The organism is Pontibacter chinhatensis, from assembly GCF_900113285.1.
GTDB classification, from domain to species: domain Bacteria; phylum Bacteroidota; class Bacteroidia; order Cytophagales; family Hymenobacteraceae; genus Pontibacter; species Pontibacter chinhatensis.
The window spans coordinates 47,874-67,590 of sequence record NZ_FOOT01000002.1 but is presented as its reverse complement, the minus strand read 5'-3'; the positions used below and the strand labels follow the sequence as shown (position 1 = coordinate 67,590).

Sequence of the window (19,717 nt, the reverse complement as noted above, 5' to 3'; positions counted from 1 at the left end):
TTTAAGAGCTAGGTAAGCTTAAGATTTTTATGTTGTCTGAAAGCTTCAAGCAAAAATGGAAAGCCCTTCCGGAGCCAAAAGTCGCAGCAGACAAAGCCGCTTGACGTGCCACCATGGCTGAACTTCTCTACAAATATTTCTTTACCCGTAGCAGGAGATGCTCCAGTAAATATTTCAAACCCCTTTATCAGGACTGCTTCAAGCTCTGCTTCGGTTTCGGGCTCACTTTCATGCTTAAGGTAGTTCCGCAACTCCTGCCATAAGTACGGATCGCCTCGCAGGTCCCAATTGTTAGGTTCTTTAGAAAGCAGGTAATCTAGCATAAAATAATATGATTTTAAACTGAGCTATATGTAATAAGTTACTCTCTTAGCTGCACTTGCTACTTTTCTGTGGGCATATGATAAGAAAACTCAAAAGGAGTAAATAAAAGCTTCCCGTGCTTGGCCAACTCTTTCAAGATGTCATCCGGCTTTATCTGCGGATTTTCAAACATGCAGGTAGGTATATTCTCTAAATAGCCCAACTCTCCAATGCTTAATTCAACTATGCCATGCCCGATGGCGGCATGCCCAATAGAACCGCTAATATCACTCCAGTCGTCGGCCTTTTTTCCTTCTGGAGCGAAGTCGCAGTATTCCATGGCTTCGTAAAGGTTCACATCCAGGTTCGGGAACTCTTGGCGGAGTTTAGCTTCATCTGTTAAGGTAAGCTGTAGGCCTTCGGGTACTTCAATAAATTTGAACATAGTAGGTGGTTATAGATAGGTTTTATTAAGAGAGGTTAGGTATTGAGAACTGACCTAGTTATTTTGTGGGTCTTCTCTGAAGTAGTTGTCTTGTGCGTCCTCGTTTAGGCTCAGCTTGCGGAGGTAGTTCATCCTGGAAGATCGCTCTTTTGCCCACATGCTATTGGTGCCCGAATCATTAGACTCGAACTTCAACACGTTGGTGATGGAAATCGACATGGCTACCTGCTCCACATCATGATTGGCCCCAATATAGGTAAATGTCCAACCTTTACTCTTCAACTCTTCTACTAGCTTTTTTACTTCACTACCTGTGAATTCTTTCGATGCGTTTTCGTAACCGTCTGTGAGAATTGTAACGAGCACATTGTAATCTTTCACTTCCGTCAGGTTATACTTTAGTTTGTTTACACTGATTCCGATGGCATCGAACAGGGGCGTCATGGAATTAGGCTGATAGATATTTCCATCGATTTCTTCCAATGCCGCAATGGGTACCATGAAAAGCTTTGGCTTGATGCCATCGCCATTAAAAGTAAAAAGAGAGATGAAATGCTCCTGCTCCGGATATTTTTCTTTGGCTCCTTTTACAGTTTGCACAACTTCGTTAAAGCCTGTAATGGTAGGTGTTTTAATAGACTGCATTGAACCGCTTTCGTCGAGGATGATCAAGTTATGGATTTTCTTTGTACTCATGGTATAAGTTTTAGTGGGTAGTGAACAAGATGTTGGGTAAAGGGAGGGGCGGCACCCGCTCGGGTGCCGCCGGGAATTTAGTTTAGTTGGGGCTGAGAGACTGGCGGTAACGCCTGCGTTTCGCTCTGCTCGAGTAAGTTGATCTCCTGAACAGCGCCACCGGCAATACCTCGCACTGAGCCATACATGCCGCAGATGTTTAACAGTGATTTCTCCAGCTGCTTCTCGCGCTCCTTCCAGATCTTCTCCATCTGGGCGCGCTCCTTTACGATACCGCTCTTCAGGCTGGAGATGCCCTCTGCTACGGCCGCAAACTGATGGCTGAACTCGGTGCTGGTCAGGTAATTGTAGAGCATCTGCATTTTGCTGCCCTTGTTCTCCTGGCTTGCGGTTGCGGCAGCTACTTTAAGTAGGCAGTCGCGCAGGAGCACCACCATCGGCACGAACTCCTGGTAGGTGCAGACCCACACCCCCTCATACTGCCCGAAGTGCTGCATACCCTTCGGCAAGACCTCCGTTACGAGTACCATTATATCAGCTTTGGCGGTGCGGGCATCAGCTTTTAGTTTTTCTACCCAGTCGTTGCCAAAGGCCTTGGTGCGCTTGCTCTCGTAGATGATGGTGCCGCAGTCCTCGCCCATGGTGCCGCGTACCGTTTGGAGGGCATCTGCGCCGCGCACCCCTTTACCAACTTCTGCTATCAGGTCAAAAGGGAAGGTCTGCTGTAGCTTCTCCTCCAGGGCCAGCTCCTGCACTTCTCCCTGCAGCTGCATAGAGCCCTGCTCGCTCTTGCGCTTCATTTCCTCCACCAGCTTTTTCATGTCCTCAATCTGCTTATCCTTTTCCTTCAGCTTTAGTTCGGTCTGCTCACTTTCGGTCTGGCGTATCTTCTGCTCCAGTTCCGTACGCATGCTCAGGATACGGCGCTCGGTCTTCAGCTCCAGTTCGCGCTCTTTATCCTCAAGTTCACGCTGGCGACGCAACAGCTGCAGTTCGTTCTGCTGTTTCTCCTTCAGCTTTTGCTCCATCAGGGCTTTCTCTTCCTTCAGCAAAGCCAGGTCATTCCCCATGCTTTGGTTAAGTTCTGTCCTCAGTTTGTTTTCGAGTACGCCACGCTCGCGGGCTACCTGTTCCTGCACCAGCTGTTCCTGCTGCAGTCGCATTTCTTCCAGTTGTTTTTTCTCTTTTTCGACTTCCAGTCGTTTTGCTTCGTGCTGACGATGCAGCAGACTTGCCTGCTCAGCAAACTTGTTTTTAAGCTCTTGCTCTATGCGAGATGCAATGGCCGCCTCTGGGTTAAATTCGTGTGAGCATTGTGGGCAGGAAATAGTGGTAGCGTTTTTCATATCCTATATAGCGTTTTGGTGATGCACAGGATATTACAAAGCTGGTGCCAGTGCTGGGAGTGCCTTAAAGCGGTGTATTTAAGTAGTGTTAGGTGTCAGTCTCTAGAATAGAGTATCAGAATGTGATAGGGGTAGAGGAAAAGAGTGATCTTATATTAAAGGTCTGGCAGGTACTTAAGTGTAGTAGAACCTAACCTGCCAGACATGTACTTGACTGTAAATTGAAGTTAAGACCTCAGGCGGGCTTAGCTGACAAAACCAGAAGTGGCTTGCGTTTCCTTCCGGACCTTGTGGATTCAGTAGGTGAACTGGGAAACCTTCAGGCCCTGGTCCCGACAGAAGGCCCGCTAGCTATGCACGCTCTGTTCATACACCTCCACTAAGTGGAGCATTTTCTCTTGATGGGTCATCTTACTCTTTTTGCCAGCAAAACTAAGCCCTGTGACTCAGGCCAGAAAGATGCACTTGGTCGAACGGATACGCTCAAGCTCAATAATTAATTAACTTATTCTTTCAAAGGTGTGGTTGGCCGCATGCTTACTCCGCAGTCACCTTTTCTACAATGTTGGTTGGTTCGATAGTGCCTGTTTCGCTAAGTAAGCCTTCTCCTTCTGGTTTAGGGCTTAGCAGGTTGTCAAACTTGGTCAGATAAGAATATTTCCCGCAGAATGCGGTGTTGCAGGTTATAGTACAGGCGATGCAGTTGCTCCAGGCTAGCCTGCTTAAAAGCGTTGGTTTCCATAATTAGTTCTGTAGGGATGTTAGGTATAAAAACAGCGGGCAATTTGAAGCCCGCTGCCATTTATCATGTATATAGTGTATCGAGATAGGAGTAAAAATAAGATCACAGGAGAAATTTGTGTAATTAGGTTAAAGCAGCCCCCTAATTCTGATCAAACTCCTGGCGGGAGATTTGCTGACCACCAGTAACTTGTGGTACAGTAGACTCTGTAATAGAAAATGTGAGGGTCATAACAGAGTAGCCAGTGTCATCATTTACTACCTTAAATGGTTTTCCTTTTTGATAAACAGGATCTCTACCACTTAGGACAGCTTTAGTTTTAGTGAAATAATAGCCGGTTTCTGAAAAATAAACGGTTCCAGAACTATGTTTTCCAATAGAAACTGTCTTATGTAGAGTACCTTTTCCAGTTGATCCACTCATAACTTTGACCGTCATTGTCCGCATCGAATTGTTTTCGATAGTAAGTCTCGCTTGTGCACTAGAAGTTAATGAACAGGTAAGGGTTATAATTGTGACCAACCCTGCTAAGTAAATTTGTTTCATATAATTTGATTGTATTTTGGGTGATATGCGTTTTAGTGTATTACCGGTTCGTTCAGTGATTTCTTCAAAACATTTCGGGTTCTTTTGCAGCAAATAGGTTGCCGAAGAAGTTTTGCTTCTCCAGTTCCCAGAAACACTTTGTTGTAGCGCTTACGTCCACAAAACCATCGTGGGCTTCATCAAAGTATTCGTTAAACAGCTTATAATGTAACTCCGATAAAGTAGGCCATTTATAGCCATAGTTGCCCGGTATGGCACAGAAATCAGTAGTACGCTGCATGGTGCATATGTGCTGCCTGTTAAACAGGGGGCGGTTAATACCAGCCCTTATAAATTCTGCACCTACAATGTTCTTGTCGAAGTTAATATTGTGCGCTACAACATGCGAGCAGGTACTCAACGCCTGTGCGAACTGCGACATTACTTCTTCTAAGGCTACTCCTTCACGTAGAGCACGTTCAGTAGTAATGCGATGAATTTTACTTGTTTCGGCAGGTATAGTAAAACCATCGGGCCTTATGATATAGTTGCCACCGGAAAGGTACTGCCCTTGTGGTGTAAATGCCTGCCAGGCCAGCTGCACCATACGTGGCCAGTTGTTCGTGTCGGTATGCGGCGCCTTCCAGTTGCGGGGCAGACCAGCTGTTTCTGTGTCGAAGAAGAGGATCATGGGGCGGGGTTATCTAATTGTAGGTATTGTTTGATAAGGAATGAAATAATCTAACAGAATAGGGATATAGCCTTTGATGCTAAAAGTTATTATTAAGACAATACCGATAAAGATGATTACTCTTTCTACTACATTGTTAGCAACTTCAATTTTGAAAGAGTTCTTTGGGGAAACTAAGCGAAAAAGAGCTGTTGATACAAAATAGATGAAAATCAATACTAACAGAATAATACCTATAAAAAAGCTTACATTCTGAAAAGTAAGTTTGTATAATTCCACATAAGCATATTGGTTTCGCAGAGTATCTGATAAAGTGTTTATAACTGCTGGGATTTCTGATAATAATAAGCCGCCAGCGACCAGGAATGTAAGCTTCACTAAAGCTAATGATAAATTAACTTCATTAGACTTCATAAATTTCCTGAGTTGCAGATTTATAAAGGCGTTTAAAAGATAGGCTACCAGTAATGCGTAAAGAGTTATTATTCCTAAAGTGATTAGATTTTGTAGCATATTATTGTGAAATAAGATTTACTGTCCAGTTTTGCATGTTTGAGATTTCTCTTGGTAGTTCGCCTGGTTTCATATTAGCAGCAGTAGTTTCCCAAACTGCATAGCGTTTACCCCTTACCGTTTTGTAGGTACCTTGGTAAGGCAGGTTAATACCTAATATAGAATGGCTATAGACATTGCTGCCCAAGATTGCCACATCATAATTAAAATGGTTTAAAATGGTGAAAGCTAGTAAGGTTCTAGTATCACAATCACCTTTCAGAGTTGCAATAAATTCCGCAGGGGTTCTAATTCCATACTTAATGTTCCCATCACATTTGCCACCATTCCTTAAGTAATTTGCCACAAAGCTGTCATTGTATAAATTTGCGTTGCACTGATTATCAAGTAGCAGCACATAAGGTATATCCTGAATGCAACTCACTACCATTTCAGCAAACTCATACTGATTTAATCTATTGGCTAGTCTAATAGAGTCAAATGCAGAAAAAATAAGTGGAATCTTCCCTCTATCTGCTTGATATAAATCAGTTATAATTTGATCGTAGGCATCAAGGGAAGTAAAGGACAATTCGTGGTTGTTTCTAAATGAAGCTGATTGCTTATAATCAGCAACAGCCACTTTTAAATAAGTATCAAATTGGTTATTCCTGTAATCTGACCAAATCCTGCGATGTGAAATAATTGAATCCGTAGGTGCAACCGGGTTGGGTTCAACTACAGTAACTTCATCAGCATTATCAACAATAGGGTCAACTACTGAGGGAACAGGTTTTAATAAACTGTTTATAAAAGCTATAAAGCCTATTAAAAAAGCCAGCGCAAACCCTACTGACAAAATGCGGAATAACCATTTGCCGATATAACTTAAAATTGAGCCTAAGACAGAAAATAAACCGAAAAAAAGATAAATGCCAACAACGATAAGTATCTGTTGCCATCCAAAAATTAAAGCAGGTATTAAAAGCGCTAAGCCAAAAAGTATAAGTATGGCATTAAACAGAAACCTCCAGAATGAGAACTTCTTTTCAGGTTCTAAAAATGAACTATCGTACTTTCTCTTCCAGGAGCCCCAATAAGTTGAATAATCAGAGTAGTAATACTCATGTCTTTCATAGTCTCCATCGGTTTTGTATCTGCCAGTGAGTTGACTGGTTTTATACTTCCGGTTGTTATTAGAATAATGTGATTGATGTGACTCTGTATCTATGAAAGTTGATAAACCTCCTGATGATGACTGTAAAGGTATTGAGCCGGTTGGATTACTGTAGCCGTAGTTGCTTTCCCTAGTTTCAACTAAAATCTCCCTTTCTACCTCATCATAATGCACAACATACCCTGAAATGGTACCCTCTATAGTACCAAATGCCTGATCATCATCTTTTAACTTATTGCCAAGCTGATAGTCTATAAGTTTAGCTTCAAACACATCTGCCTTGAACTTTCTGATGCTGCCAGTATCATCAGCAACATAGAGGGTTAGCTGCCGTGGTAATTCAGGATCAAAAACTTTAACTCCTTTAAAACCTTTGACAGAGCTTCCCTGATGCCATTTCTTGAAGTCTGACTTATGGGCATAAACTTCTCCTTCATATACTTTTATGGAGTAGAAGTTTTCGTGGGTGCCATCCGAAATATCGTATGCTGGGTCAGCCCAGTACTTACCCACAAATCGACCTTTAAAGTAGGTCCGCCTTTCAACGAGTTCTTTAACAAATTCTGTTCTAACCATGATATAAGAAATTTTTGAGGCTAGACTCAGACTCTGCAGGACTCTCTGATTTGCGTATAGTGTTGAAGGGAGGATCTATGTAGGGCTCACTAAAAGCAAAATAATTACCTCCATTAAATTCTGTAAGCGGACTTAAAGCATAGCTATATTCTTTTTTGAAGGCACTAAAATGATCAGTTACAATCTTCATCTGAACACCTTTATTTAGAATGTAGTATTCGTTATTCTCCGGAATAAAACTTTTCAGAATAAAAGGTAAAAGAAATAAGGCCACTACGATTATAGTTGCAACCCAAGTAGCAGGAAACTCGCTGTTTAAGATCTGCAGGCTTTTAATGTAAAACTTTGATCTGCTAATCTTCTTTTCCATTTCAGCAATCAGGCGATCACGCTCGCTCAATCTATAAGCGATTAGTTTCTTATAGTATTGGATTTGATCTATATAAATTGAATCAGGGTTATTCAGCGCTTTTTTGATTTCAATCTCATACTTCACTATTTCAGCTTGGTAATGCTCATCTGTTAAGGCAGTATATTTAGCTAATTTCTCAGCTTTGTAAGCAGCAATCTCAGGCAAAACTTTCTGGTATAAAACCACCAGTTCAATAGGTTTTGCCACAATTACCGCTATAAATATTACGAACCCTAACCTGATGCCTTTAGAGAACAAGCGACCGCCTGTACTCGGTTTATGGGGCAGCACATCTTTTGATAAGGTATATAAAATGAGCAGGTATATATTAGTGATCATCCAGGCGAAGAAAACCCCTAACATAATACCCAGAATAACCGAACTGAAAACCTTATAGAAGGTGTAATAAGAGCCAATAAAACACAGCAATGCAATAACAGCCACTACAGCACCTATACCAGCAAAAGTATGTTGTACAGATTTCTTACACTTTCTGATTATCCGGTAATCATCACCCGAAAGCACCCACAAATATTCGTTAAGAGTCAGACGCATGCTGGTTAAGGATTAAGCATTTTCTACATCAAGTGCTTCGGCTTTTTTGGCAGTTGTAAAAGAATCTCCTGCGTCTATTTTAATAAAGCTTTCCGGAGAGTCGTCAATCTTTCGCTTTATTTGCTCTTCGTATTTATTAATAGCGTATTCTGTTAACCGCTTCTGAGTTTCAAGTAGCTTTTCCTGTTGCAGGATTTCTTTTTCTACATTTAAAAAGCGTACTAAATCTCTCTCAAGACCTTGCTTGTCTTTGTAGTAGTTGTACTGTATGTAAATACCCTGCTTGGCTTTCATCAACTCCTTTGTATTTTCTTCTAAATAGTCGTATGGACTCTTAATAAGCATTAACTTAAAGAAGATTGGCGTAAGCTCAATCGCCATGAAAAGAAGCGTTATGAATAGGGAGATCCAAGGGCCAGAAATTTCATGAGCTAATTTAATTCTCATTAGAAGACCATCTAAACCAGCAGCAACTTTTTCATTTTTCCCTAACTCAGTATCCATTTCTGCAAGTAAGGCTTTCTTTTGAGTGGTAAGCTCAGCTATACGATCTGCATTCCTTGTGTCTAAGCTATTAAGCTGTTTCTCTAAATCAGTTTGAATATTTTCTAAGGCTTTTGCTAAAGGACCATTACCTGCTCCTGCTCCTGCACGTCCTTGAAGTTGGTCTGTACGCTCTTGTTCTGCCTTTTTGATTCGACTTAATAAATCATGCCGTTCAGCTTCAAACCCATCTAATTCAGTATCAATTAATTTGATACGGTCCGCATAACCCTCTCTTGTTCGCGTTTCATAATCCTTTCTAAGTAATAGTTGTTCTTCATGTAGTTTTGCATCAATTTCTGTCTTAAACATTCTAATTTCCACTGGCTTGGAAATAGTAAGAGCGATGATGGCACCCATAACAATTCTAGGTAAAGCGCTTTTAAATTCACCCCAAGTGATAGCTTCAGTGCCATCTCCTTTACCTGTGCTGGTTACTATAAAGCGGTCAATATTGAAAATGATCAAACCCCAAACTGCTCCAAATACTATAGCTAATAAGGTTGTTGGGATGTCAAAACTCCTTTCAAGAGCGGATCCACGAGGCTCAAAAATGGTATGGAAGGCATAACCACCAGCCAGAGCAGCCATTGCTCCTGTAGCCACCACTATACCTCCAAGGCACATGTATTTAATCTGATCAGAATAAGTAGCCCGGTCAAGAATGTACCTGTCACCACCGGCTGCTTTCCAGAAAAAGCGCATTAAAGGAGTTGATTTAGGAGTTCTGTAAAAATCTGATTCCATATAAATTAATTATTAGTTTGAGAAGTATATTCGGGTAACACTACAGAAAAATCCATGTTTGCTATTTTAAAATCTGTGTTTATGACTTTAGCATCCATGTTTTTAAGGTTGAGCTTAGGTGGTTGTATTGTTACATCAGCTATCAGATTGTTGACCTTCAGAGGTTCTGAAAACTCAGCACATAATCGTTCTCTAAAGAAAGAGCTGTGTAATTGCGCAGGCTGGCTAAACAGGTCAGTTTCAACAACTGGAGTCTGAATACTCAGTTTAAAGGCGTTAATCGTAAATTCTTTTACAATAGTATTACGCACGCCATAAAACTTAAATTCAAGTCTGTCTGAAACCTTATCTATAAAAATAATTTGTTTGTTTTTTGACCCAGGTAGGATGATAGCTTCAGTCCCTGCATTGATAACTATCTTGTAAATACCTTTACTCTTCCAGTATGCATAGGTGAAGTTACCTGTAAACAATACTGGATCCAGTTGATTTATGTATTCAACTTCTGCCTTGGTTCTAAGAATGATGTGTTTGCCATAAAGCAGTGCAGAGTGGATCCGACACTTTATAGTATTACAAAATGAGGTTATACTTCTCAAGAATGTTTTCATAGCACTCTATTATGAGTGGTTAGTTACAAAATTCTATACCAGTTTTTACAGGGCACACCTATGCACTGCAAAACCGTTTTTTACCCACCTAGCTATTAAGTGTGGGTGTCTGACTTTGCACAGGCATATCAGAATGTGACAGGCTTGTGTACTCAGGTATGCTGAAGGGGAAAAGCTGAAACCAGTATTTGAAAGTATCAAAGGCCGGTTAGTAACAAATGTAGAAATAATATATATTACCTATAATATTCAAGTATTATTTTTTCATCCCTCGGCTTTTGCTAAATTCATATCTGTATTTTTCAGTTTAAGCTATGAGCAAACTTCTAGTATCCTGGGTAGCCAAGAATCATGATTTTATACGGAATGAAAAAGGTGGATTTAAGGAAGTGGCAAATCACGGCCCCCACTACCAGTTCTATCAACACTTTTACAACTCTCGCGGCTATGATAAACATATTTTATTGTACTCATCTGCCGATCAGGAGCTTTGGGTTGAGCATCTAAAAAGTGTTGTATACCAGCTAAACTCAAAAGCAAATATTGAGATCAGGTTCCTGGAGCTTAAGAATGTAATTAGTTTAGAAGAGATAAAACCGAAAGTAGAGAGCCTGCTGGTTAGCTTAGCTGAGAATGAGATTGATATTTTTTTCTCGCCGGGTACTTCTATCATGCAGCTTAGTTGGTTCATGTGTCATCAGTCACTTGGCCTTAACACGCATTTGATTCAAACTAGCGAAGGTAAGTTTCATGCTGATAAGAAGCCCAAGCTCGAAGAATTAAGCCTTGAAAGTGGATATGCCCCACTCGCTGCTACCATTAAGCAGGTGCATGCAACAAGAGCAAAAGCAGACAGCCATTTTAAATTAACACCAAGTATAGAGTCTGTTTATAAACGGGCTGAACAGGTAGCACACACCGACCGCGTAACAGTACTTATACGCGGGGAGAGCGGTACAGGCAAGGAGCATCTGGCAAGGCATATTCATAACCAATCTGCTCGCCGCAATGCCCCATTTCTGGCTATAAACTGCTCTGCACTTTCCGATACTCTGCTGGAGTCTCGGCTGTTTGGCCATAAAAAAGGTATGTTTACCGGTGCTGATAAGGACAGTACCGGCTTGTTTGAGCAGGCAGATGGGGGAACGATCTTCCTAGATGAGATTGGTGATATAAGTCCGCAAATGCAGCAGACGCTTTTGCGTGTGTTGCAGGAACGAGAGATTCAGCCAATAGGCGGCGATCTGAAGAAAATAAATGTACGTGTAGTGGCTGCTACTAACGCACCCCTGGAGCAGATGTGTATGGAAGGACGCTTCCGTTGGGACCTGTATTACCGCCTGGCCGTAGCCGAGCTGGAGCTGCCAAGCCTGTGTGATCGAGGACTGTCAGAAGTAAAGCTCTATCTTGAGCACTTTGTGAAAGTAAAGCGTGCAGAGTTTGCTAAACCTAAAGAGCTGAAGTTTACAAAAGAAGCATTGGCAGCAGTCTTAAACTATACCTTCCCCGGCAATGTGCGTGAGCTTGAGAACATGGTAGAGTCGCTGTATGTATTCTGTGATGAGGACGTAAACTACAATGATCTGCCTAAACGCCTGCGGTACCCGGAAGCGGAGCATTCTTTACTACTTGATGATGTGGAGAAGGCTCATGTCATCAGGGTGTATCATTTAAAGAATCGTAATCTTACCCATACAGAACAGGCACTAGGCATTTCTAAAAATACTTTAAAGAAAAAGCTGCGCCTCTATGGCGTGCAAAAAGAAGAAACAGAATTAGAAGAAGGATAAGCAAGTCAGGAGTTGACACATCATTGCTGATGTTGATAGGTTTTACTGGTTTAATTAAGCTGTTTCAGAGCTTTTTTTTGGTAGCAGGTTTGCAGCTGTCGGGCAAAACAATCTTGATGATGGTGCCTGATAAAGAAAGCCTGCTACATCAGGTTCGTTTTATACTTTACGATGCGGGAACGCCGCTCTCACCCTACGAGATAGCTTACCGTCTTCTTACCACCAAGATGCAAAGCTCCGGGTCCGTGGAATTGCTCAGGCAGCAGGTCTGCCGGGTAGTAGCTGCGTCACCGCTACACCTGCTGCAACACCGTGGCCTGATCAGGATCGCAAGTTGGTCCGATAGTATGAAGCAAACGGTAGTGACGGTCCAACGTGCTTATACTGCTGCTCTTACTCCTGATCAAGAAGATCTGCCTGAGTGGTATCAGCCAGTATTGTTAAGCCTGTTATGTTATTAATTCTCTTCAGATATTGACGAAGCAGGTATCGAAGGGCAATGCGGTTTTGAGTTTGTGTTGTTACACAATAGACCGTCTCAATGGCCATTGCGGTTGGCCGAAGCCATACAGCTCATATTGCCTGATCCAAAAGTGCAGGAGCTGTTTATGTGTGCTTCCAGGGTAATGGAAAGTATAAACCCCACTACATTGTGCCATATCGTACAGCAGGTTCAGGCAGCAGCCTAATCATGGCTGAGCCGCTTACTTTTATACCTATTAGCTCAAAGCTGTTTAGTGATCAGATACGTGCTGCAAGACAATGGCTTCGGCATAATACCATACCCAAACAGGAACATAATTGAGAATAATTGTTTTTGTTTGTATATCAATAGTTTATATCTCCCAATGCAATCTATGTTATGTAGTGGTTTTGAATACTCATTAATAATTCACACATTGTAATATCCTAATATTAGGATGAAATTTAACAACAACCACATCAAGCCAACCGAAAACAAATGAGCATACTTTCTCCTGATTCCGCACAGTATTACTACGATAAGATTCTGGCTATTGACGCCGCCGAGGGGCCGAAGAAAACAGATAAGTTCAAAGATCTCCGCGCTGTGTTGGACTCGCTTTTTAAAGAGCTTACCAGCCAGGAAAGCCAGTACTTTAAAAGCACCTTCAGCCGTTCTAACTATATCTTTGATAAATACGATGTGTCGCCTGTGGTGCGCGATGAGGTACATGGCCTGCGGGTACGAGCGAATCATGTGGTGCACAATGCGGGGGCCGACGTATCGGATGATGACCTGCTGACGGGTATGAAAGCTCTGGCGCTGGCTATCAGTCATTTCGGAAACACACCGGAACCAGTTGAGCTGAGTACAAAGTATAGCAACCGGCCTGAGCTTACTTTCAAGCAAAAGCAAAAGCGAAACCACACCCACGTTAGCGAAATGCAGCTGACGGTGGTAGAGGTGCTGCACGAGGAGGCTACTTCTTTTCGCACCACCCTGCGTGGCGATGCCGAAGAATTGGGCGATATAATTATTAACCTGTTTAACCCAAAAGAGCAGAAAGATTTCTGGCGCAGCTGCTTTGCCGAAGTGGGCAAGCGACTGAGTAAGTATGCGCATGTGTCTTTCTACAATATTCAGTTAAACGAAGGCACAGAGAATGTCTACAGCACCACACCGCACACCATCATGGTGGTGGAGCCGGACTACCTGATTGAGGCCTCCAAGCTGGCAGAGTGTTTCGATCGCAACGGGATCAACCCGAACATCTATCTGCTGGGCAAATTCAAGCAGTCGGAGACAAGCTACAAGATGATGCTCGGTAACGTGGCCAACAATATCCTGGATACGCTGGCGCTTAGCCCTGGCTCTGTGCATAAAGACGTGCGACATGAGCCCATGGGGGAGCAGGCTTTTGGTCTGCTGTGTGTGGCGCAGCAGGGTGGGAAGTTTGTGCCAGGTATTTTGAACGACATGTACCAGGATGCGGCTCCTCATGTCGCGGTGATCAACGAGGTGCTGGCGCGTTACAAGCACCACAAGCTGTTGATAGAACCAACCTACTTCTCGACCAGGTTTGGCCTGCACGGCCGCCTGGATATGCTGGCTCAGGACCCTGCCGAAGACAGGCGCAAGAACATTGTGGAATTGAAGAGCGGTAGCGTGCCGGGGCTCAACTATAATGACGGGCTTTGGCAAAACAACAAAGCGCAGATCCAGTGCTACAACATGCTGCTCGAGTCCACTTTCCCGGGCCGCTCCGGCGACAGTGCCATTCTTTACTCCAATGGGAGTAAGAATGATGGCAAGCCCCTGCGTAACCATGCCGAGTCGGTGCAGTTGCGCCAGGAGCTGATGACGCTCCGCAACCTGATCGTGCTGAATGATTTCCTGCTGGCAGAATGCCCGGAGAAAGTGCTGGGGCGTTTTAATCCGGAGAAATTCGGTGCCCGTGCCCAGTTTGACGAAGAGGCCCTGCAGGGGATCTGGAACGGTATGAGAAACTCCGCTCCGCATGAGCTGAAGTACTTTCGCGACTTTGTGGGCTTTGTGGCCAGGGAGCAGCGCACGGCCAAGATCGGGAGCGATGAGGTAGAAGGCACCCCTGGCTTTGCCGCCTTATGGCGATCAGCGCGTGCCGATAAGCGCAGCACCTTCTCTATTCTGGATTACCTGCGGTTCTCAAGGCTCACAGAGAGCAGCGAGGTGCACCTGACAAGAGACCTGCTTTCGGATAAAATGAGCAACCTGCGCGAAGGGGATATCACCATCCTTTATCCTTTTGTGGAGGGAGACGAGTTGGCCGCGGTCAAAAACCAGATCCTGAAGTGCAACATCAAGCGCATCACGGATACGGAGGTGGTTGTGGCGTTGCGCTCTAAGACCATGGATGCGGATTATTTTAAAAAGCACCCGTATTGGGCCCTGGAGCGCGACCTGATGGAGAAAGGCTTTGATGATATGTATAAGTCGCTGGCCTGTTTCCTGCAAACACCTAAACCAAAGCGCGACCTGTTGTTTGGTCTTAAAGCGCCAGTGTTCGAGTCATTGAAGTATAAAGTGTCCGGAGAGCTTTCTGATGAGCAGCGCGAACTGATGGAAAGGGCACTTGGCGCGAAAGACTACTTTTTGCTGCAGGGCCCTCCGGGTACCGGTAAAACATCCTACATGCTGCGCAACATGGTGCAGAGCCTGCATGATAGCACCGATGAGAATATCATGGTGATGGCCTTCACTAACAGTGCAGTAGAGGAGATCTGCCGCCATTTGGATAAGGCGGGACTGCCGCACCTGCGCCTGTCGCGCAGCGGCTCTGCAGCCAACTGCTTTAATAAACTGGCCGAGGAGAAAACGGTAAGTGAGCTGAACGAGTCGGTTGTGAATACGCGCATCTTTGTCAGTACCCAGGCCTCTTTGGGTGGCTTCAGCCAGCTGGCTAAGTTCAAGAAGTTCCATACCGTTATTGTGGACGAGGCTTCTCAGTTGCTGGAGCCGCACCTGGTGGGCATACTTCCGCTGTTTGAGCGCTTCATCCTGATCGGCGACGAAAAGCAGTTGCCAGCCGTGGTCACGCAGGCAGATAAGTATACCAAAGTAGAAGACGAGGTGTTGTTAGCGCTGCATCTAAAGTCGCTGAAGAACTCCCTGTTCTCGCGTCTGCAGGCCACCTGCCAAGCAAATGGCTGGCACCAGGCCTATGGCATGCTTACCAGGCAAGGGCGCATGCACCACGATATTTGCGCTTATGTAAGCAGCGAGTACTACGGCAATAAACTGCAGCCGATCCGGGAGGATCAGTTTGAGGAGCAGCATACGTTTAAGATAGACTCTGAGAACAAGTACGAGCGGGCGTTGGCTAAGTCGAGGCTGATCTTCGTGCCGGCGGCACGGGAGGCCGTGTCCAAGGTGAGCCAGGGTGAAGCAGCCATCGTTGCCGGTTTTATCAAAACGGTCCACAAAGTGTATGGCAGCAGCTTTACGCAGCATAGTGTGGGCGTCGTAACCCCATACCGTTCACAGATCGCCACTATCAAGCGCAGCGGACATGTGGAGCCGGCCATTATGCAGCAGGTTGATGTGGACACGGTGGAGCGCTTCCAGGGCAGCGAACGTGACGTGATCATTATTTCCCTGGCTGTTAACCACCACAAGCAGATGCAGTTCCTGGAGTCCCTGACGGATGATGGCATGGTAGACCGTAAATTAAATGTCTCCTTGACCCGCGCCAAAAAGCAGGTGGTGCTGGTAGGCTGTGAAAGCGTGCTGCGTTCCAGTGCGAGTTACCGTAAACTTCTGGAGTATATCTCGGATAAGGGCGGGTACATCAACCTGAGCCAAATCTAACCCACAGGAAGGCCACTATCAGGTAATGGCCTTTTTACATAAGATTGTCTCGGTAAACTCATCAGCTTTTGATAGGCACGTGCAGAAGTTGATCATGAACTGGTGCGTCAAGGTCATTTATCAGGCTTTTGGGCGTTGGCATGAAATTTTATATTAAGCATAGCAGATATCACTTACCTACAATCATCACTATGAGCCTCTTCTTCAGAAAGACAATTAAAATCGGGCCATTACGCCTAAACTTCTCCAGGAGTGGTGTAGGGATAAGTATAGGCGTGCCGGGTGCGCGCATCGGTAAAACGGCTACAGGCAAAACCTATGTGAGTGGCGGTGCACCGGGCACGGGTATCGGCTTCAGGAAGTACATCGGAGGCAACAAAAACAGCAAATAGGAAATGATCTCTATAAAAGAAAGATTTCAAGGCAGCCTGTTAGGGCTTGCCGTTGGGGATGCACTGGGTACTACCCTGGAGTTTTCCCAGCCAGGCAGTTTCGATCCGGTTACCGATATCGTGGGCGGTGGACCTTTTGACCTGGAGCCTGGCCAGTGGACGGACGACACGTCGATGGCTCTGTGCCTGGCCGACAGCCTGATCCACTGCAATGGCTTTGACCCGAAAGACCAGATGGAGCGCTATGTACGCTGGCTGAGAGAGGGATACAGAAGCAGCACCGGAAGATGCTTTGACATCGGCAACGCGACCTACAGTGCCTTGTCAAATTTTGAGAAAACAGGAGAAGCCTACAGCGGGTCCACCAACCCCAACTCTGCCGGTAATGGCTCTATTATGCGATTGGCTCCAGTACCTATTTACTATCATCAGCAGCCGGAGCTCGCCTTGAAATATGCCGCCGACAGTTCGCGCACCACCCATGACGCCCTTACAACGGTAGACGCCTGTATCTATATGGCAGGCATCATAGTAGGAGCCTTGCAAGGCCGCAGCAAAGAAGAGCTGCTGCAGCCCCTGTTTACCCCTGTGCCAGGTTACTTTGAAAAATACAGGCTCACACCCGCGATAGAAGAGGTTGCCAAAGGCTCTTTCAAGGTGCTTAACCCACCGCTCATAAAAGGTAGCGGCTATGTGGTAAGGTCTCTTGAGGCGGCGCTGTGGGCTTTCTATAACAGCGATACCTTTGAAGAAGGATGCTTGCTGGCCGTGAACCTAGGTGACGATGCCGATACCACGGGAGCAGTGTATGGTCAAATGACGGGAGCTTACTACGGGGTGGAGGGGATACCGGCGCATTGGCGGGATGTGGTGTATGATGGGAAGGGGATTTGTGAATTGGCTGAAGGGCTGCTTAAAAAGCAATGACAGAATCAGGTTTTGCAGGAGGGAACGATTGGCAGGGTTAGGCTGCTAGTCTGATGGTGTGCCTTGTTTATCTTCACTGTTTTCCTGCTTGAGAAACTTACAAGATTTTAGTAGAAACTATTTCTTAACATCTAAGAACAACTCAATGGATCTAATGCCAATTTCTCTGGGACTCTTGTTTGGGTCAATTTTATCCTTCATCATAGCCAATTTGCTGATGAAGGCAAAGCATGTTTCTAAAGCAGACCATGAAGTATTGAATTCTACATTCAATGAAACAGTCACAAAGCTGAAAATAGCGGAGGATAGGGTTTCCGTGCAGCAGCAGGAGTTAACAAGAACATATTCAAAATTAGAATCTATGGAGTCTGGGTTTAATGAGTTAAAATCTACAACCGCTTCCCTTAAAACTACTGTTGCCAATAAGGAGCAGAAAATCTCTGAACTAACAGCTTCTCTGGCAGAGCAGACAAGCCTGGTCTCAAAACAGCAAAGTGAAATCAATGCACTGAACCAAAGGTGTGCACAGGAAAATGCTACAAACAGGTCTTTAGCAGAAAGCCTTGAGCAGCAGAAGACTTCATCTAAAAACAAAGATGGCCAAATAGCAGAACTGACTGAACGTCAGCATCAGCTTATAGCCGAGAACAGTACTTTGACTGCCAATAACCATGCCCTGAATGAAAAAATAACTACGCAGAAGGATGAGTTAGCGAAGATCCAGGAAACTGCGCTTTTGCAATTCGAAAAAGTTGCCAATTAGATCCTGGAGGAGAAAACAGGTAAATTCACAGATGTGAATAAGTCTAATATAGAAGCTCTGTTGAAGCCCCTCGGCGACAACATTGACAACTTTAAAAAGAAAGTCGAAGAGACGTACGATAAGGAGTCTAAGGAAAGGTTTTCTCTTGAAGCGAAAGTGAAAGAGTTAGTAGAGCAAACCAACAGGGTAAGTAGTGAGGCTAATAACCTTGCCACTGCACTTAAGGGGCAATCAAAGAAGCAGGGCGACTGGGGTGAAATGATTCTGGAAAGTATTCTGCAGCAGTCAGGGCTGGAGAAAGAAAGAGAGTACTTTTTACAGCAGACGATAAAGGATGAAGAGGGGAATAGCCTAAGGCCGGATGTGCTGGTCAAGCTGCCAGATGAGCGTGTCATCATCATCGACTCTAAAGTATCCTTGGTTTCTTACGACAGATACTTTTCAGCGGAAACAGCCGAGGCTCAGGAAGCACATTTACAGGAACATATAAAAAGTATCCGAAAGCACATCGACGACCTGCACGGTAAAAAGTATGATAACCTGGAGTCCTCTCTTGACTTCACCATGATGTTTGTCCCGATAGAGCCTGCCTATATGATAGCTATTCAAAATGATCGGGAATTATGGGCACATGCTTATTCAAAGAGAATCCTGCTTATCAGCCCAACCAACTTAATTGCCTGTCTTAAATTAATGGCTGACCTGTGGAAGCGGGAAATGCAGAGTAAGAATGCCATGGAGATCGTGAGGCGGGGAGAGCTGCTTTTTGATAAGTTTGTAGGTTTTGTCTCAACACTAGAGGAAGTTGGCAAGCATATTAAGAAGTCTAAAACGGCCTATGATTCTGCTATAGGCCAACTTAAGACTGGTAGTGGAAACCTGATTGGGCAGGCAATTAAACTAAAAGATTTAGGCCTAAAATCTAGTAAGAGTATATCTAAGGCTATGTTACCCACAGAAGATGAGCCTGACCAAGTGATAATCGATCCTAGATTACTTGATGGCGATAGTGACTTTGAACCTATCATGGCTAATTAAGCAAGGGCGCTGTATCCTTTATGAAATAGCCCGGCAAGGCAAGCACCATCCTTGCCTTGCCGGGCTATTCTTTATCTCACATAAGGCAGCACATAGCGTGGCCTGCGGGGCAGCACCGTTACCAGGCCGTTCCAGATATAGGTAGAGGCTACACCATCGCTGTACCTGACACGGCGTTCGGTTGGCTCCTGACGCACCAGGCGAATAGCCTCCCGCGGAATGTCATCCAATGTGAAGATGTGTTTGTTGTCTTTGAACAGGCCAGGGTCTCTGTACCAGGTGGTGTCGGCAATGCGCGTGTCTATTTCCCAGATGTCGTACTCGAAGTACATCTGGTCCGGATCAATGCCTATCGCGGGATACTCAAACATGAGCTCCATGAAGGGCCACCAGTAAAAGCTATCAAAGACGTCAGTGTTGTTTGCAAAGACAGCCGGCGGGTAGTTAAACTTAAGCCCGAAGCAGATGTCATTGCGGGAGAGGATGCCGAGGCGGTCGATGGAGTCGCGGTTTTCGGTGGGGGAGATGTGGTAGACGTAACGGATGGGCTCCACAGCCGGTGAGTTGAGGTACTTTTCTCTGCACATAACAAAAAATTTAATATTTTGAACATGCCACTCCCGTTGACCCCTTTGAT

General features: G+C 44.7%; 19 protein-coding genes. 7 read left to right on the top strand and 12 right to left on the bottom strand.

Going from position 1 to position 19,717, the window contains the following annotated elements; all coding sequences use genetic code 11:
• Positions 1-8: 8 nt before the first annotated feature.
• The 11 genes from BM040_RS05630 to BM040_RS05585 all read right to left on the bottom strand — a co-directional run bounded on the left by BM040_RS05630 (position 9) and on the right by BM040_RS05585 (position 9,861).
• Complete coding sequence (locus BM040_RS05630; protein ID WP_092099546.1) at positions 9-323, bottom strand: hypothetical protein; 315 nt, start codon at positions 321-323, stop codon at positions 9-11.
• A gap of 59 nt (positions 324-382) precedes the next feature.
• Positions 383-748: a hypothetical protein gene (locus BM040_RS05625; RefSeq protein WP_092099545.1), complete on the bottom strand. Its 366-nt coding sequence runs from the start codon at positions 746-748 to the stop codon at positions 383-385.
• 54 nt (positions 749-802) lie between these two features.
• Positions 803-1,444, bottom strand: coding sequence for a vWA domain-containing protein (locus BM040_RS05620; RefSeq protein ID WP_092099544.1), 642 nt, complete (start codon positions 1,442-1,444; stop codon positions 803-805).
• A gap of 77 nt (positions 1,445-1,521) precedes the next feature.
• A complete protein-coding gene (locus tag BM040_RS05615; RefSeq protein ID WP_092099543.1) occupies positions 1,522-2,790 on the bottom strand; it encodes a DUF2130 domain-containing protein in 1,269 nt (422 codons plus the stop codon).
• An 883-nt stretch (positions 2,791-3,673) separates the two neighbouring features.
• Positions 3,674-4,078, bottom strand: coding sequence for a hypothetical protein (locus BM040_RS21570; protein ID WP_139217772.1), 405 nt, complete (start codon positions 4,076-4,078; stop codon positions 3,674-3,676).
• Between the two features lie 64 nt (positions 4,079-4,142).
• Positions 4,143-4,748, bottom strand: coding sequence for a 3'-5' exonuclease (locus BM040_RS05610; RefSeq protein WP_092099542.1), 606 nt, complete (start codon positions 4,746-4,748; stop codon positions 4,143-4,145).
• A 9-nt stretch (positions 4,749-4,757) separates the two neighbouring features.
• Positions 4,758-5,261 (bottom strand): hypothetical protein, encoded by a 504-nt coding sequence (locus tag BM040_RS05605; protein WP_092099541.1) that lies wholly within the window; start codon positions 5,259-5,261, stop codon positions 4,758-4,760.
• Between the two features lies 1 nt (position 5,262).
• Positions 5,263-6,993: a UbiA prenyltransferase family protein gene (locus tag BM040_RS05600; protein WP_092099540.1), complete on the bottom strand. Its 1,731-nt coding sequence runs from the start codon at positions 6,991-6,993 to the stop codon at positions 5,263-5,265.
• The gene (locus BM040_RS05595; RefSeq protein WP_092099539.1) at positions 6,986-7,960 is read right to left on the bottom strand and encodes a DUF4407 domain-containing protein; all 975 of its coding nucleotides are present in this window, start codon (positions 7,958-7,960) and stop codon (positions 6,986-6,988) included. Before BM040_RS05595 ends, BM040_RS05600 begins: the two co-directional genes overlap by 8 nt.
• Positions 7,961-7,972: 12 nt before the next feature.
• Positions 7,973-9,250 (bottom strand): DUF4407 domain-containing protein, encoded by a 1,278-nt coding sequence (locus tag BM040_RS05590; RefSeq protein WP_092099538.1) that lies wholly within the window; start codon positions 9,248-9,250, stop codon positions 7,973-7,975.
• A gap of 5 nt (positions 9,251-9,255) precedes the next feature.
• The gene (locus BM040_RS05585) at positions 9,256-9,861 is read right to left on the bottom strand and encodes a hypothetical protein (RefSeq protein WP_092099537.1); all 606 of its coding nucleotides are present in this window, start codon (positions 9,859-9,861) and stop codon (positions 9,256-9,258) included.
• Positions 9,862-10,175: 314 nt separating this feature from the next.
• Between BM040_RS05585 and BM040_RS05580 the strand changes: the two genes are divergently transcribed.
• The 7 genes from BM040_RS05580 (at position 10,176) to BM040_RS05550 (ending at position 19,080) form a co-directional block, all read left to right on the top strand.
• Positions 10,176-11,651, top strand: coding sequence for a sigma 54-interacting transcriptional regulator (locus tag BM040_RS05580; protein WP_092099536.1), 1,476 nt, complete (start codon positions 10,176-10,178; stop codon positions 11,649-11,651).
• A gap of 29 nt (positions 11,652-11,680) precedes the next feature.
• Positions 11,681-12,112, top strand: a complete 432-nt coding sequence (locus BM040_RS05575; RefSeq protein ID WP_092099535.1) for a hypothetical protein — start codon at positions 11,681-11,683, stop codon at positions 12,110-12,112.
• 500 nt (positions 12,113-12,612) lie between these two features.
• Positions 12,613-15,960 (top strand): DEAD/DEAH box helicase, encoded by a 3,348-nt coding sequence (locus BM040_RS05570; RefSeq protein ID WP_092099534.1) that lies wholly within the window; start codon positions 12,613-12,615, stop codon positions 15,958-15,960.
• Between the two features lie 191 nt (positions 15,961-16,151).
• A complete protein-coding gene (locus BM040_RS05565; RefSeq protein WP_092099533.1) occupies positions 16,152-16,352 on the top strand; it encodes a DUF4236 domain-containing protein in 201 nt (66 codons plus the stop codon).
• Positions 16,353-16,355: 3 nt separating this feature from the next.
• Entirely contained in the window at positions 16,356-17,279 is a 924-nt protein-coding gene (locus BM040_RS05560) for an ADP-ribosylglycohydrolase family protein (protein ID WP_217646710.1), read from the top strand.
• A 217-nt stretch (positions 17,280-17,496) separates the two neighbouring features.
• Positions 17,497-18,042 (top strand): hypothetical protein, encoded by a 546-nt coding sequence (locus BM040_RS05555; RefSeq protein ID WP_139217771.1) that lies wholly within the window; start codon positions 17,497-17,499, stop codon positions 18,040-18,042.
• Between the two features lie 33 nt (positions 18,043-18,075).
• A complete protein-coding gene (locus tag BM040_RS05550; protein ID WP_175490989.1) occupies positions 18,076-19,080 on the top strand; it encodes a DNA recombination protein RmuC in 1,005 nt (334 codons plus the stop codon).
• Positions 19,081-19,151: 71 nt separating this feature from the next.
• On the opposite strand, the gene BM040_RS05545 is transcribed toward BM040_RS05550, so the two are convergent.
• Positions 19,152-19,667 carry a hypothetical protein gene (locus tag BM040_RS05545; protein WP_092099530.1) on the bottom strand — a complete coding sequence of 172 codons (516 nt, stop codon included), beginning with the start codon at positions 19,665-19,667 and terminating at the stop codon, positions 19,152-19,154.
• Between the last annotated feature and the right edge of the window lie 50 nt (positions 19,668-19,717).